Origin of the sequence: Streptomyces cyaneofuscatus (assembly GCF_000718135.1) — a bacterium.
Classification (GTDB): Bacteria; Actinomycetota; Actinomycetes; order Streptomycetales; family Streptomycetaceae; genus Streptomyces; species Streptomyces cyaneofuscatus.
On sequence record NZ_JOEM01000011.1, the window covers coordinates 86,605 to 101,404 of the forward strand.

General features: G+C 71.3%; 13 protein-coding genes. 5 read left to right on the top strand and 8 right to left on the bottom strand.

The window, feature by feature from the left end; genetic code table 11:
- Positions 1-251: 251 nt before the first annotated feature.
- Both IF17_RS0119690 and clpS read right to left on the bottom strand, forming a co-directional pair.
- Positions 252-863 (bottom strand): DUF2017 domain-containing protein, encoded by a 612-nt coding sequence (locus tag IF17_RS0119690; protein ID WP_030567740.1) that lies wholly within the window; start codon positions 861-863, stop codon positions 252-254.
- 55 nt (positions 864-918) lie between these two features.
- Entirely contained in the window at positions 919-1,236 is a 318-nt protein-coding gene (clpS, locus tag IF17_RS0119695) for an ATP-dependent Clp protease adapter ClpS (protein WP_030567742.1), read from the bottom strand.
- A 79-nt stretch (positions 1,237-1,315) separates the two neighbouring features.
- Between clpS and IF17_RS0119700 the strand changes: the two genes are divergently transcribed.
- Positions 1,316-2,653: a nicotinate phosphoribosyltransferase gene (locus IF17_RS0119700; RefSeq protein ID WP_030567743.1), complete on the top strand. Its 1,338-nt coding sequence runs from the start codon at positions 1,316-1,318 to the stop codon at positions 2,651-2,653.
- Positions 2,654-2,845: 192 nt separating this feature from the next.
- A complete protein-coding gene (locus IF17_RS0119705) occupies positions 2,846-3,442 on the top strand; it encodes an isochorismatase family protein (RefSeq protein WP_030567745.1) in 597 nt (198 codons plus the stop codon).
- Between the two features lie 12 nt (positions 3,443-3,454).
- Here the strand turns inward: IF17_RS0119705 and IF17_RS0119710 are convergent, their stop codons facing one another.
- Positions 3,455-3,823 carry a hypothetical protein gene (locus tag IF17_RS0119710; protein WP_030567747.1) on the bottom strand — a complete coding sequence of 123 codons (369 nt, stop codon included), beginning with the start codon at positions 3,821-3,823 and terminating at the stop codon, positions 3,455-3,457.
- Between the two features lie 124 nt (positions 3,824-3,947).
- Complete coding sequence (locus tag IF17_RS0119715; RefSeq protein WP_030567749.1) at positions 3,948-6,359, bottom strand: immune inhibitor A domain-containing protein; 2,412 nt, start codon at positions 6,357-6,359, stop codon at positions 3,948-3,950.
- A gap of 371 nt (positions 6,360-6,730) precedes the next feature.
- On the opposite strand from IF17_RS0119715, the gene IF17_RS0119720 reads away from it, so the two are divergent.
- Entirely contained in the window at positions 6,731-7,051 is a 321-nt protein-coding gene (locus IF17_RS0119720; RefSeq protein ID WP_030567751.1) for a hypothetical protein, read from the top strand.
- A gap of 67 nt (positions 7,052-7,118) precedes the next feature.
- Here the strand turns inward: IF17_RS0119720 and IF17_RS0119725 are convergent, their stop codons facing one another.
- Both IF17_RS0119725 and IF17_RS0119730 read right to left on the bottom strand, forming a co-directional pair.
- Positions 7,119-7,850 (bottom strand): RDD family protein, encoded by a 732-nt coding sequence (locus tag IF17_RS0119725; RefSeq protein ID WP_030567753.1) that lies wholly within the window; start codon positions 7,848-7,850, stop codon positions 7,119-7,121.
- A gap of 158 nt (positions 7,851-8,008) precedes the next feature.
- The gene (locus IF17_RS0119730; protein ID WP_030567755.1) at positions 8,009-9,526 is read right to left on the bottom strand and encodes an RDD family protein; all 1,518 of its coding nucleotides are present in this window, start codon (positions 9,524-9,526) and stop codon (positions 8,009-8,011) included.
- 249 nt (positions 9,527-9,775) lie between these two features.
- On the opposite strand from IF17_RS0119730, the gene IF17_RS0119735 reads away from it, so the two are divergent.
- Positions 9,776-10,258: an SsgA family sporulation/cell division regulator gene (locus IF17_RS0119735; protein WP_030567757.1), complete on the top strand. Its 483-nt coding sequence runs from the start codon at positions 9,776-9,778 to the stop codon at positions 10,256-10,258.
- Positions 10,259-10,328: 70 nt separating this feature from the next.
- Here the strand turns inward: IF17_RS0119735 and IF17_RS0119740 are convergent, their stop codons facing one another.
- A complete protein-coding gene (locus IF17_RS0119740) occupies positions 10,329-11,696 on the bottom strand; it encodes an FAD-binding oxidoreductase (RefSeq protein ID WP_030567759.1) in 1,368 nt (455 codons plus the stop codon).
- A 98-nt stretch (positions 11,697-11,794) separates the two neighbouring features.
- On the opposite strand from IF17_RS0119740, the gene IF17_RS0119745 reads away from it, so the two are divergent.
- The gene (locus IF17_RS0119745) at positions 11,795-13,555 is read left to right on the top strand and encodes a tetratricopeptide repeat protein (protein WP_030567761.1); all 1,761 of its coding nucleotides are present in this window, start codon (positions 11,795-11,797) and stop codon (positions 13,553-13,555) included.
- 86 nt (positions 13,556-13,641) lie between these two features.
- On the opposite strand, the gene hppD is transcribed toward IF17_RS0119745, so the two are convergent.
- Entirely contained in the window at positions 13,642-14,787 is a 1,146-nt protein-coding gene (hppD, locus tag IF17_RS0119750; protein WP_030567763.1) for a 4-hydroxyphenylpyruvate dioxygenase, read from the bottom strand.
- Positions 14,788-14,800 lie beyond the last annotated feature (13 nt).

Sequence of the window (14,800 nt, forward strand, 5' to 3'; positions counted from 1 at the left end):
ATGGATGGAGTGCCACCGGCGTTCGGCCGGCTGGTGGCGGCCCCGGGAACAGGGGTGGCGTCCCCGGGCGTCGTGAAGATTTATCACGGCCGTCACAGGACACCATGGGACATTCTGTGGCGCACCCCACAGATAAAAGCGGACAAGGAGCGCCATCCACCATGAATGGCGCTTATGACTTGGCGGGATCATTACCCGGATCTGAGCGTCCGTTGAGCGAACACGGACGCCTCGCCGGTCGGGGCGGAGGATTACTGCATCAGGGTTTCGACGAGCGTTTCCTGGAGCGCCCCGAGCCAGAGATAAGCCATCACCATCGGCTTGCGCGGGTCGCTGTCGGGGAGCCGGTAGAGCGACCCCTCCTCGCCCTCGCCCTCGTCGGAGACGTCCAGCCGGGTGCCGATGGTGAGGCGCAGGTCGTTGAGCGAGCCGAGCCAGGAGCGGCACTCGTCGGCGGTGAGGGTGAGTACGGCCGCGCCGTCCCCGGCGGGCGAGAGCGCGTCCAGCGTCCGGACGACGGCGAGGGCGTCCTCGCGCTTGCGGGAGCGCAGGTCGATCTCGGTGAAGCGGCGGAACTCGGCGGACAGCGCCCGCAGCTCCTCCTCGGACTTCGCCTCGGGGGCGGCCCCGTCGGGACCTCCGTAGGCGTCGGGGAAGAGCCGGGCCAGGGCCGGGTCCGACGGCGGCTTGCTGGGGCCCTCGGCGAAGAGCGCGGCGAGCGGGTCCTCGCCGTCGGCGGGTGTCTCGCCCGGGCCGATCAGTTCGAGCAGCTGCACGGCGAGGGAGCGCAGGATCGAGATCTCGACCTCGTCGAGCGCGACGGCCGCGCCGCCGCCCGGGGTGGCCTCGAAATGGCCGGCCATGGATTCTCCGATGGTGGGTCGAACGGGGCAGGGGGTACGTACGGCGGCGGGGCCGCTAGTTGCGGTCCTGGGTGAGGGTGGCCCACAGCCCGTAGCCGTGCATGGCCTGGACGTCGCGCTCCATCTCCTCGCGGCTCCCGCTGGAGACGACGGCGCGGCCCTTCTGGTGCACGTCGAGCATGAGCTTGTGGGCCTTGTCCTTGGAGTAGCCGAAGTAGGCCTGGAAGACATAGGTCACATAGCTCATGAGATTGACCGGGTCGTTGTGGACGAGCGTCACCCACGGGACGTCCGGCTCGGGGACCGCGAAGGTCTCCTCGGCCGAATCAGGACGTTCGATCTCTACGGGGGTAGCAACGCTCACCTGTCCCATGCTGCCACCCGGGCGGTCCCCGCGCACAAACGGACCCCACATCTCGTCAGTTTGACGAATAGGGGGTAGCATCCCTGCCATGAACTCAGCGGACCTCGGGCGACGGGTCGGCGTTCCGTCGACCGCGCTCTTCACCGACCAGTACGAGCTGACCATGGTGCAGGCGGCCCTCAAGGCGGGCACCGCCGGCCGGCACTCGGTCTTCGAGGCGTTCACCCGCCGGCTGCCCGAGGGGCGGCGGTACGGGGTCGTCGCGGGCACCGGGCGGGTGCTGGACGCGGTGGAGAACTTCCACTTCGACGACGAGATGATCGGCTTCCTGCGCCAGCAGAACATCGTGGACGAGCCGACCCTGGAATGGCTGGCCGGATACCGCTTCAGCGGCGACATCTGGGGCTACCCGGAGGGCGAGGTGTACTTCCCGGGCTCGCCGATCCTGCGGGTCGAGGGGTCCTTCGCCGAGTGCGTGCTGCTGGAGACGGTGATCCTCTCCATCCTCAACCACGACTCCGCGATCGCGGCGGCCGCCTCGCGGATGTCGGCGGCGGCCGGGGGGCGCCGGCTGATCGAGATGGGGGCGCGGCGGACGCACGAGCTGTCGGCGGTGGCCTCGGCGCGTGCGGCGTACGTCGGCGGGTTCGACGCCACCTCCGACCTGGCGGCCGGGTTCCGCTACGGGATCCCGACGGTCGGCACCAGCGCGCACGCCTTCACGCTGCTGCACGACACCGAGCGGGACGCGTTCCGGGCGCAGGTGGACTCGCTGGGGCGGGGCACGACGCTGCTGGTCGACACGTACGACGTGACCGAGGCGGTGCGGGCGGCGGTGGAGATCGCGGGGCCGGAGCTCGGGGCCGTACGGATCGACTCGGGCGATCTGCTGCTGGTCGCGCACCGGGTGCGGCAGCAGCTGGACGAGCTGGGGGCGACGAACACGAAGATCGTGGTGACCTCGGACCTGGACGAGTACGCGATCGCCTCGCTGGCGGCCGCGCCGGTGGACGCGTACGGGGTGGGCACGCAGCTGGTGACCGGGAGCGGGCACCCCACGTGCTCGATGGTCTACAAGCTGGTGGCGCGGGCCGGTGGGGCGGCGGACGCGGGGGCCGATGCTCCGCTGGTGCCGGTGGCGAAGAAGTCGATGGGGGCGAAGTCGTCGGTGGGGGGTCGCAAGTGGGCGGCGCGCCGGGTCGACGAGGGCGGCGTCGCCGAGGCCGAGGTGATCGGGACCGGGGCGGTGCCGGAGGGGCTCGTGGGGCGGGAGCTGCTGGTGGAGCTGGTGCGGGATGGGGTGGTGGTGGCTCGGGAGCCTCTGGAGGCGGCTCGGGAGCGGCATGTGGCGGCCCGGGGTGGGCTGCCGATGTCGGCGATGCAGTTGTCTCGGGGCGAGCCGGTGATCGGGACGGAGTACGTGTGAGGCCCTGGGGCCTCGGAAGGTGCGGGAGCCTCGCCGCGCCGGTTCCGTCCTCAAGCGCCGGACGGGCTGGGGTGGCGGCCCGACGGGCCGATCTGGGTAGGGGTTGATTGTCAGGGCCTAGTCTCTACGCTCGTTGGCATCCCCGTGAACGTTGGAATATCTCCGCTCTCTCCCCACCTAAGGACACCCGCCATGCACCGCGCATTGATCGTCGTGGACGTTCAGAACGACTTCTGCGAGGGCGGCAGCCTCGCGGTGGCGGGTGGTGCCGATGTCGCCGCCGCCATCACCGATCTCATCGGTGAGGCCCAGCCCGGCTACCGGCACGTCGTGGCCACCCGGGACCACCACGTGGACCCCGGTGACCACTTCTCCGAGACGCCGGACTTCGTGGACTCCTGGCCGGTGCACTGCGTCGCCGGGACCGAGGGGGTCGGGTTCCACCCGAACTTCGCACCCGCCGTCGCCTCCGGGGCCATCGACACCGTCTTCGACAAGGGCGCCCACTCGGCCGCGTACAGCGGTTTCGAGGGTGCCGACGAGAACGGGACCGGTCTCGCCGAGTGGCTGCGTGAGCGGTCCGTCACCGAGGTCGACGTGGTGGGCATCGCCACCGACCACTGCGTACGGGCCACCGCCCTGGACGCGGCCCGTGAGGGCTTCGTCACCCATGTGCTGCTCGACCTGACCGCCGGGGTCTCCTCCGCCACCACCGAGAAGGCCCTGGACGAGCTCCGGACGGCGGGCGTGAAGCTCTCCGGGAAGCCGGTCGTGGCCGAAGCCCTCTAGGAGCCTGAGGCCCTACGCCGCCGGGCGGGCGGGGCCGGCGTGGCCCGCCGGGCCCAGCAGGGCCCTGATCGGGTGCCACAGCTCCTGGCCCGCCTGGGGCGCCGCCCGCCACAGCAGGCCGTCCGGGTGGTGCAGCACCGCCGTGATCTCGTCCGGTGTGGGCGGCCGGTCGTTGCCGCGCAGGTACACCGCCCGCAGCCCCAGATTGCGCAGCCTGGTCAGGGCGCGCGCCCGGTTCGCCGCGTGGACCAGCACCCGTACCGGGGCGCCCGGGCCCGTTCCCGCACTCGTGCTCGTACCCGTACCGCCGGACGGTCTGGTGAGGGTGAGGGCCACCACCACCGTGCCGTTCGGCAACCTGCAGAAACCTCCGCCTGCCATGCTCCGCACTCCCCCGTGAGACGTCGTGTCAATAAGGATGTGAACAAGACGCACCTAAACACGATCGGCCGCCGCCCGCTAGAGGGCGACGGCCGATCATGCTCTGACCTGCGGGTTTATGGAATTATCGGCCCGAGGGGCTGACCAGCACGGTCATCGAGGAGCCGCTGGCCGGCTCCAGGAGGATGGAGATGCGGGTGTTGGTGTCAGAAACCTTGACACTGCCCGTCGGGTTCTCCTTGTACCAGTAGGTGCCCTTGCGGTCGTCGAAGACCGGGTTGCCCAGCGAGGGCTGGATCTTCAGCGGCACGTCCGCGTTGTGGAGCGTGAAGCCCTTGTTCGGGTACCAGCTGAACGGGGCGTCGAACGGCTGGATCTTGTTGCGCAGGAGCGAGCCGTCCTTCCACTTGAGCGGCTTGGCGTGCGCGTCGACCGGCAGGATCAGACCCTCGCCCGGGTGGACGGAGGTGTTGTTGTCCTTCTGGGAGGTGTCCCAGAGCCAGACGAGCAGACCCGTCTGGTACGCGTAGTGCTCGACCCAGTCGGGGCGGGTGGTGGAGAAGCCGAAGTTGTACGGGCCGACCTTGAGGGTCTCGTCGTACGACACGTACTGGCGGTTCTCCGCGATGTAGTACTGCGGGTAGTCCTGCGTGAACGACTCACCGATCCGCGAGAAGCCCTTCACCGTCCAGCCGTTGTCACCGTCCTCGGCGTTGTCCGAGAAGAGGGTGGCGCCGTCGGCGGTGATGGTGATCTCGTCGGCCGCGAAGCCCTTGCCGCCCGCGCCGCCGTCCGTCTGGTAGCGGAAGCGGAGGTCGACCTTCTTGCCCGCGTAGGCGTCCAGCGGGAAGGAGAGCTTCTGGTACGCGCCCGAGACGTCGGTTAGGGCCGGCTTGTCGCTGGCGTCGCGCGGGATGGCCTTGCCGTCGGCGGTGCCGTCGAGCGCGGTCCAGCTCGTGCCGCCGTTGTCGGACACCTCGGTGTAGAGGTAGTCGTAGTCGGCCTCGATGTCGTACCAGCCCGAAAGGTCCAGCTTGGCCGAGGACTTGCCGGTCAGGTCGACCGAGCGGGTCAGGGTGTTCGACAGGTTGTCGCCCCGGTCGCTCCACCACTGCTTCGTCCCCTGGGCGGGCTTGACGACGGTGGTGGTGACGGCCTTGGCCGGCAGCTCGACGACGAGCGCCTGCGGGTCCTTGGTGTTGTACTCCGAGACGCCCAGCTTGTGCAGCGAGGTCTTGCCCGCCTTGGCCTTGTCGTAGTCGAGCCAGCCCAGCTGGAGCTTGTCCCACGAGGTCATGTCGCCCGGCAGGTTGCCGATCTCGCCCTTGCCGGTGCCGAGCCAGGAGCCCGCCGACATCAGGGACCAGAAGCCGACCGAGTTCTCGCCGCCGCCGGAGGTGTCGTACAGGTCCGGGAGGCCGAGGTCGTGGGCGTACTCGTGGGCGAAGACGCCCAGGCCGCCGTTCTCGGGCTGGACGGTGTAGTCGCCGACCCAGATGCCGGTCTCACCGATCTGCGCGCCGCCGGCCTTGTTGTCGGCCGGGCCGGTCGCGCCCGCGTTGGTGCCGTACGCGTACCAGCGGTGCGCCCAGATGGCGTTGGGGCCCTCGGCGCCGCCGCCGGCGGACTCGTCCTCGCCGGCGTGGACCAGCTGGAAGTGGTCGATGTAGCCGTCCGGCTCGTTGAAGTTGCCGTCGCCGTCGAAGTCGTAGCGGTCCCACTGGTCGTACTCGGCCAGGTTCGCCTTGATCTGCGCGTCCGTGCGGCCCTTGGCCTTCTGGTCGGCGACCCAGGCGTTGACGCCGTCGCGGACCGCGTCCCAGACGTTGGCGCAGTTGGACTGGCCGCAGTAGTTGGAGCCGTAACGGGCCTCGTTGTAGTCGACCTTCACCCAGTCGGAGACCTGGCCCTCGACCGAGTAACGGCCCGAGGAGGTCTTCTCGTAGTAGGTCTTGAGCGAGTGGACGTTCTTGCCCTCGCCGAAGTACAGCTTCTCGAAGTGCGCCTGGTTGTAGTCGGCCTTCCAGGCGGTGCTGTTGTCCTTCTTCGGGTCCGGCTTGGCGATCTCGTTGTGCGCCGGGCCGGGCGTACCGCCGTACTTCTTGACGGGCGGCTTGGGGCCGTCGCCGTCCGGGTCGAACAGGGTGGTGTCGTCGACCTTGTCGCCGAACTCCAGCAGGATGGTGAAGATCTTGTCGGTCTTCTCCCGCCCGAGCTCCACGTACTTCTTGTTGCCGAGCTTGACGACCTTGGAACCGCTCTTGGTCGTCACCTTCTTGTCCCCGGCGAGCACCTGCTCCAGCGCGGCCTCCCGCTGCGCTGCCTGCTGTTCGCTGAAGGGGCCTTCGAGGTTGTGCTCCACATGTCCCTTGCCGGGCGCCGGGTCATGGCGGTCGGCGGTCGGAGCGGCGGAGGCGGTGAAACCTGACGTGGTGTCATGCGCCTGGGCGGTGGCGAAGGTCGAGGCCGTCGCCGCGGTCGCGGCCATGGCCACGACAACAGCAGCGGCGCGAAGCGCCCGTCTCTGATTGGTCACTTGATGCAGTCCTCCCCGGGCGTCCCGCGTGGCGGCCAGGGGGGTATGGAGAGGGCCGCGCGCGTGAACGCGTCACAAGTGACGACATTCGATCGGAGTTGCGAGAGAAAAGACAGACCTTGACTTGAACAGACCAAGTGCACTATGCAGGAGCGCTTTCCCGATATACGGACAGGATCACCGCCAACGGGCGCGCCAAGCCCTCCGGTTGGTGAGAGGCGTGACTCCGTGCGCCCCCTGTGCACCGGTACCGTGGGTTAGGTCACGCTTACTACCGGTCCCGGTCGGGCATCCACCGTCGTAGGGTCGGAAGGCACCTGTGCACGTGCCGACCGCTCCGCCCATCCGACGTCCCGAGGACGGAAACCGCCATGCCGCGTCCGACTGCCGCACAGCTCGTCTACGGTTCGGCCACCGTCATCTGTACGACCCTCGCCCTGCTGCTGCTCTCCGGTACGGAGTCGGGCATCGGCGTGGGCCTCGCCGCCGTCACCGCGCTCGCGCTCGGCCTGCTGGTGGCCGTGCGCCTGCCCCAGCCCCGGCAGACCGCCCCGGCCCGGACGGCGCACCCGCACCCCACCGCCGCCCGGGCACACCCTGCCCTGGACGGCCTCGGCGCCCGGGAGCGCGTGCCGGCCGCACGCTCGTCCCAGCACCAACAGGCGGACCGGCAGCACTCGCTGCGCCGCTGAGTCCCGCCGCGCTTCCGGCAGCCGGGCGGGTCACGTACCCGCCCGGCTGCCGGCATGCCTGGTGTTCCTACCTGGCCGCGACCACCACGGTCTTGGCCGCCTTGTCCTGGAGCCCCTGCCGGTAGGGCTTGTCCGTGAACATCAGCACGATGTTGATCAGCCACCACAGGCACGGGCAGCACAGCAGCGCCGGAGCCCACAGGACGACGGCCCGCATCAGCGCGGCCCCGGTGTCGGGCACCCGGCCGTCGTTGAGCATGGCCACGCGCAGCTTCAGCAGCCGCTTGCCCAGGGTCCGGCCGTCCTTGTGGGTGAAGTACGTGTCGTACGCGACGTAGACGACCAGGCCGATGAACGACCACAGGAACTGGTGGCCGCTGTAGGCGCCGTCGAACCCGTCACCGCCGTCCCCGTCGACATCGATCGCCCCGCCCCACGGCAGCGAGATCAGGTACAGCGGGATCGAGATGATGAGGAAGTCGATCAGCCGCGCCAGGATCCGCTTGCCCGGCTCGGCCAGCGGCGGCATCCCCGCCAGTGGGTCCGGCGCCCCGAAACCCCCGCCGCTTCCGTACGGGTCGTTCGGCGGGGGCGGGGGCGGGGGCGGGGCGCTCCCGTAGGGCGGCTGACCGCCCGACGGCGGCTGACCGTACGGCGGCTGACCGCCTGACGGAGGCGGGGGCGGAGCGCTCCCGTACGGCGGCTGACCGTCTGACGGCGGCGGGGGCTGCTGCGGCTTCTTGACGAACGGATCGTCGTCCTCGGGCGGCTGGCCGGGCGTCGGCTGGTCGTTGCTCATGGGGGCAGTGCATCCCGTGCCACCGGGGCCCGCAACGGCTCAGGTGCGTTCGGGGGACGCGGGGCGGCATACGAGTCTACGGCGGGCCTCCGCAGGCCGCCTGCCCATCCGCTCAGGCCGCCGCCTGCTCATCCGCATCAGGCCGCCTGCCCATCCGTTCAGCCCGCCACGAACGTGCGGGCCGCCTTGTCGTGCCAGCACTGGCGCCAGGGGCGGTCGATCAGGCACCACAGCACGTTCGCCACGCCGATGACCAGGAGCCCCAGCACCCCGTAGACGAGCCAGCGGCGCAGGGCCGCTCCCAGCGTGGGTGAGTCGTGGGACTCGATGTCCCGTACGTCGAGCCCGAAGATCTTCTTGCCGAGCGTGCGGCCCCACTTGGCGGTGGGCAGCGCCTCCAGGAGGAAGCCGAGGACGAGGAAGGCCGCGATCAGGGCCCCGAGCAGCGTGCCGGTGGTGGAGTCCAGCAGCCAGACGGTGACGGTCTCGCCGGTCTGCTTGGCCGCGGTGATCTTCCGGTCGATGTGGTCCATCGCCTGGGTGCCCAGGGGGATGGCCACCGCACCGACGACCGTGCCGAGCACCAGGTTGTCGACCAGCCGGGCGGCGAACCGCTTGCCGAGCCCGGCGGGCCGGGCCGCCGCCTGGGCGCGGACGAGCTGCTGGAAGGGGTCGTCGGCCGCCGGGGGCTTCCAGGGCACGACGGGCTGGTCCGGACCCGCCGCCGTCCCGGCCCCGGGTCCGGACCCGGACTGCGCGAAGGGGGGCTGCTGTTGCTGGTGGGGCAGGGGGTGGGGCTGCTGGTGCAGGGACCGGGGCGCCGGCTGCTGCTGGTGTTGCTGCTGTTGCTGCTGCTGTTCGGGCTGGGCCAGTTGGTGGACCTGCTGCGCCCAGGACGCCGAACCGCCGCCGGGGCCCGGGGTCAGCGGCGTGGGTACGGAGGGGGCGGCGGGGACGGCCGGAACCTGGACCGGACCCTGCCGCGCCTCCTGCGGGGCGGGCGCGGGGGCGGGGGCGGGGGCCGGCACGGGAAGGGGCTGGGCGGCGGCGGGGGCAGAGGCTGCCGGGAGTCCCTGCGGACCCTGCGGCGTACCGGTGTTCGGCGGTACGGGGTCGGGGCGCGGGGCGCTCCCCCGTACGGCGTTCGGCTGTGCGGCACCGGCCTGCGGGCCCACCGCGCGGATCGTGACCGTGCCCTCCGTCGGCGGTCGCGCCCCCGCCTCCTCCGCCGCCGCCCCGCCACCGTCCCGCATCCCCGGCAGCGCGCCGCGCGTGGGGTCCTGGGCGAGGGGCGTGCGCGGGTCGGCCGGGGCCGTGGCGGGCTCCGGGGCCGGGCCGCCCCACGAGATCCGGCGGTCCCGCTCGCCGCCGAAGCCGGCCTGACGCGCGGAGTCCGCCTGCCAGACGGACCCGGCCTCGCCCTCCGGCCCGCCCTCGTAACGCTCGGCATCGGCGGACCCGTTCGTGCCGTCCGAGAGCCCGTTCTCCTCCTCGTCGAAGAAGATCGGCCCGGTCTCCTCCACCGGCGCTGCCTGTGCCTGCTGCGGCGCGGGCCGGCTCGTACCGGGCACCCAGGACGCGCCGTTCCAGTACCGGACGTAGCCGGGGATGGAGGGGTCCGGGTAGTAGCCCTCACGGGGGCTGTCGTCACCGGGTGCCGGAGTTGGCGCGCTCATCAGCGGGTCCCGTATCTCTTCGAGGCCTCAGGCCGTTCGGCGCCGGGAGGGCGGACGGCCTCAATACAAGGGTCCACATCTATCAGACCGCCACGTATCCCCGGGCCGGTCCGCCTGTTTGGGACCACTTTCGCGACGGATCGAAGTTTTTTTGAGAAGTCGCGTAATAGGTGGCGGGGAGGGCGCTCTCTCCTTGTGCGGGACGGTCAGCGGGACCGGCCCATGAGCACCGGAAGGTCGTGCATTCTCATGATGAACATCGTGGAACGTGAGCTGGAGCTGAAGCTCGTCCTGTCCCCCGAGCGGTCCATCCCGGTCCCCGCCCGGCTGACGTACCGCACGGACGACCCGTACGCCGTGCACATCGCCTTCCACATCTCCTCCGATTCGCCCGTGCACTGGACGTTCGCCCGGGAGCTGCTGGTGGAAGGCGTGTTCCGGCCGTGCGGGCACGGGGACGTACGGATCTGGCCGACGAAGATCGAGAACCGCAGCGTGATCTGCGTGGCCCTCACCTCCCCCGACGGCAACGCCCTCCTCGAAGTGCCCTCGGCCGCCGTGGCCGCCTGGGTGGAGCGGACCCTGCGCGTGGTGCCGCCGGGCACGGAGAGCGACCGGCTCGGGATCGACGAGGCGCTGGCGGAGCTGCTGGCCCCGCTGCCGGCGGACGACCTGTGGCTGAGCGACCCGTGGTCGGCGGACGAGTCGCCGTCCCAGGACGGTGAGGCGTGAGGGCCCCCGTAAGAAGCGGGCGTGAGGGCCCTGTGAGCAGCGGGTGGTGTCAGAAGAGCTTGCCGGGATTTCAGAAGAGCTTGCCCGGGTTGAGGAGGCCGAGCGGGTCGAAGGCGGCCTTGATACCGCGCTGGAGCTCGATACCGGTCTCGCCCAGTTCGCGGGCGAGCCACTCCTTCTTGAGGACGCCGACGCCGTGCTCGCCGGTGATGGTCCCGCCCAGCTCCAGGCCGAGCGCCATGATCGCGTCGAAGGACTCACGGGCCCGGCGGGACTCGTCGGGGTCGGTGTGGTCGAAGCAGACGACGGGGTGGGTGTTGCCGTCGCCCGCGTGGGAGCAGACGCCGATGGTCAGGTCGTACCGCTCGGCGATGGCGGCGGTGCCCGCGAGCATCTCGCCGAGCCGGGAGCGCGGTACGCAGACGTCGTCGATCATCGTGGCGGACTTGACGGCCTCCAGCGCGGTGAGCGACATCCGGCGGGCCTGGAGGAGGAGTTCGGACTCGGTGGGATTATCGGCCGGGACCACTTCGGTGGCCCCCGCAGCCGTGCAGAGCGCTCCGACGGCGGCGAGGTCGGCCGCCGGGTCGGGGGTGTCGAAGGCGCAGAGGAGGAGCGCCTCGGTGGTCTCCGGCAGCCCCATGGAGGCCAGTCGGTTGACGGCACGCACGGTCGTCCGGTCCATCAGTTCGAGGAGTGACGGGGTGTGACCGCGTTCCATGATCCGGCACACAGCGTCACAGGCGGCGGCTGCCGAGGGGAACTCCGCGGCGAGCACGAGCTGTTGCGGCGGCTGCGGTTTGAGCGCGAGGACGGCCTTGACGACGATCCCGAGGCTGCCCTCGGAGCCGACGAAGAGCCGGGTCAGGTCGTAGCCGGCGACGCCCTTCGCCGTCCGGCGGCCGGTGGTCAGGAGCCGCCCGTCGGCGAGGACGACGTCCAGACCGAGGACGTACTCGGCGGTGACCCCGTACTTCACGCAGCACAGACCGCCGGAGGCCGTGCCGATGTTGCCGCCGATGGTGCAGGTCTCCCAGCTGGAGGGGTCCGGCGGGTAGTAGAGGCCGTGTTCGTTCACCGCGCGTGACAGCACCGCGTTGATGACGCCCGGCTCGACGACGGCGATCCGGTCGACCGGGCTGATCTCCAGGATCCGGTCCATCTTCACCAGGGAGAGCACGATGCAGCCGTCCGAGGCGTTGGCCGCGCCGGACAGGCCGGTACGGGCACCCTGCGGGACGACGGGGACGCGGAGTTCGGTGGCGGTGCGCATGACGTGCTGGACCTGCTCGACGGTGCGCGGGAGGACGACGACGGCCGGGGTGCCGGCCTCGCAGAAGCTCGCCATGTCGTGGGCGTAGGACGCGGTGACGTCCGCATCGGTGATCAGGGCCTCGGCGGGGAGCCCGGTGCGCAGGCGTTCGAGAAGATCGCTCATGGTTCCAGCGTGGCACCCGGGGGCCAATGGTGTGAACCCGTCGGCGGGAGCGATCCCAAGGAGCGGTGTGCTCGTATGACTGACGCACAGTGATGGCCATGGATGTCATGCCCCAGCAGGATCCCGAGTCCCGCCGGCCGTCCCAGCCGTCCCCGGAGGGCCCGCGTCCGCCGCACGACGCGACGCCCGGTGCGGACCCCCGTACGACCCCCGGTGCGGACCCCTACGTGATGCCCGCCGAAGGCGCCACCGCCGTACCGCCTCCCCCGCCCACCCTGCGGACGACCCTGCGCCGGGCCGCGTTCGGGGCGGTGGCGGCGGGTGTGCTGCTGGCCGGGGCGCTGGTGGCCGTACCGGACGGGAAGGACGACCGCCCGAAGGAGCCGGGTCCGGTGGAGCGGGCCGAGGCGGCGGCGACCGCGGGTTCCCCCGCCTCCCTCTCGGATCTGACCGCGCTGATCGGGGACCGGCAGAAGTGGGTGGAGGCGCATCCGGCCGACGCGCCGTCGTGGGCGACGCTCGGTTCGGCGTACGTGGAGTGGGGGCGGCGCTCGGCGGACGCGGCGTACTTCGGGCGCGCGGAGGAGGCGCTGAAGCGGTCGCTGGAGGCGCGGCCGGGTGAGCGCGGGAACGGCGAGGCGTGGGTGGGGATGGCGGCGCTGGCCAACGCCCGGCACGACTTCCTGGCGGCGAAGCGGTGGGGCGAGACGGTACGGAAGCAGGACCCGAAGACCTGGAGCGTGTACCCGGTCCTCATCGACGCCTACACCGGGCTCGGGGACGTCAAGGCGGCGACCGAGGCGACGGAGAAGTTCGGCGAGCTGCGCAAGGGCGTCCCCGCGCTGGCCCGCACCGCCGACCTCTACCGGGGCCAGGGCTGGCGCGAGGACGCGCTCGCCACCGCCCGGGAGGCTGCGGACCGGGCGACGGCGCCCGCCGAGAAGGCCGAGGCGCTGCACCGGCTGGGCGAGCTGGCCTGGGAGCGGGGCGAGCCGGAGGAGGCGGTGGCGCAGTTCGACGCGGCGCTGCGCACGGACGCCGGCCACCACGCGTCGCTGGCGGGCAAGGCCCGGGCGCTGGTGGCGCTGGACCGGACGGACGAGGCGGTGGCCGCGTACCAGAGCGTCATGAGCAAGCTCCCGCGCCCGGCGTATGCCCTCGAACTCGGCGAGCTGTACGCGTCCCTGGAGCTCGACGGCGACGCACGGAGCCAGTACGGGAAGCTGGCCGAGCTGCTGGAGCAGGCCAAGGCGGCCGGGGTCGACGAGTCGGTGGTCCAGGCCCGCTACGAGAGCGACCACGGGGACCCGGCGGTGGCGGTGGAGCTGCTGCGCGGCCAGTGGAAGAAGCAGCACCGCAGTGCGGCGGTGGCGGACGCGCTGGGCTGGGCGCTGCACCGGGCGGGCAAGTCGGAGGAGGGGTTGGAGTACGCGCGGCAGGCGGTGGACACGGGCGTGCGGAACGCCTCGTACGCGTACCACCTGGGCGTGATCGAACGGGAGCTGGCGCAGTACGGTCCGGCCCGCCGCCACCTGGAGGAGGCCCTGCGCACCAACCCGGCCTTCTCGCCGCTGGACGCGCCGAAGGCCCGGGAGGCGCTGGAGACGCTCGGTGAGCCGCCGCCGGGCGGGCCGGGGGACATGCAGCCGCCGCCTCCCCCGCCTCCGCCGGTCCCGTCGCCGGAGCCGAAGCGGGAGGCCGGGCCGGAGCCGAAGCCCGAGCCGAAGAAGGAGCCGAAGCGGGAGTCGCCCAAGCCGGAGGCCCCGGCGCCCGCTCCTTCGCAGACGGCTCCGGCCCCGTCGAAGGCGGCCCCGAGCAGCCCGGCGGCGGTGGAGGCGGACTCGTCGAAGTCTCCGTAACCCTGGGCCGGAAACGGCGTACGCCACCGCGGTCCAGGGTGCTGCCCCGGGCCGCGGTGGCGTATGTATCCGCGGAAAGGCTGGGCTCAGAGGTTGCCGCGCTTCTCCTGCTCGCGCTCGATCGCCTCGAAGAGGGCCTTGAAGTTGCCCTTGCCGAAGCCCATGGAGCCGTGGCGCTCGATCATCTCGAAGAAGACGGTCGGCCGGTCCTGGACCGGCTTGGTGAAGATCTGCAGCAGGTAGCCGTCCTCGTCGCGGTCGACCAGGATCTTCAGCTCGCGCAGGGTCTCGACCGGCACCCGGGTCTCGCCGGCCCACTCGCCGAGGGTGTCGTAGTACGAGTCGGGGGTGTCGAGGAACTGCACACCGGCCGCGCGCATCGACCGGACCGTGGAGACGATGTCGTTGGTGGCGAGCGCGATGTGCTGGACGCCGGCGCCGCCGTAGAACTCCAGGTACTCGTCGATCTGCGACTTCTTCTTCGCGATCGCCGGCTCGTTGATCGGGAACTTCACCTTCAGCGTGCCGTCGGCGACGACCTTCGACATCAGGGCGGAGTACTCGGTGGCGATGTCGTCGCCCACGAACTCCTTCATGTTGGTGAAGCCCATGACCTCGTTGTAGAAGCCGACCCACTCGTTCATCCGGCCCAGCTCGACGTTGCCGACGCAGTGGTCGATGGCCTGGAAGGTCCGCTTGGCCGGCGGCTCCACGATCGGCTTGGCCGGGGCGAAGCCGGGGAGGTACGGGCCGTCGTAACCGGAGCGCTCCACCAGGGTGTGGCGGGTCTTGCCGTACGTGGCGATGGCGGCGAGGACGACGGTGCCGTGCTCGTCCTTGACCTCGTGCGGCTCGGTGAGGCCGCGGGCGCCGTGCTCGACGGCGTACGCGTACGCGGCGCGGGCGTCCGGGACCTCGATGGCGAGGTCGACGACGCCGTCCCCGTGCTCGGCGACGTGGTCGGAGAGGAAGGTGCCCCACTCGGTGGACGCCTTGATCACGGAGGTGAAGACGAAGCGGGCGGCGCCGTTGGTGAGGACGTAACTCGCGGTCTCGCGGCTGCCGTTCTCCGGTCCGGAGTAGGCCACGAGCTTCATGCCGAAGGCGGTCGAGTAGTAGTGCGCGGCCTGCTTGGCGTTGCCCACGGCGAAGACGACCGCGTCCATTCCCTTGACCGGGAAGCGGTCGGCCTGCGCGGCGGTGTCAGGGCTGGTGTGCAGAGTCTCAGTCATGTTCGAAGGCTCT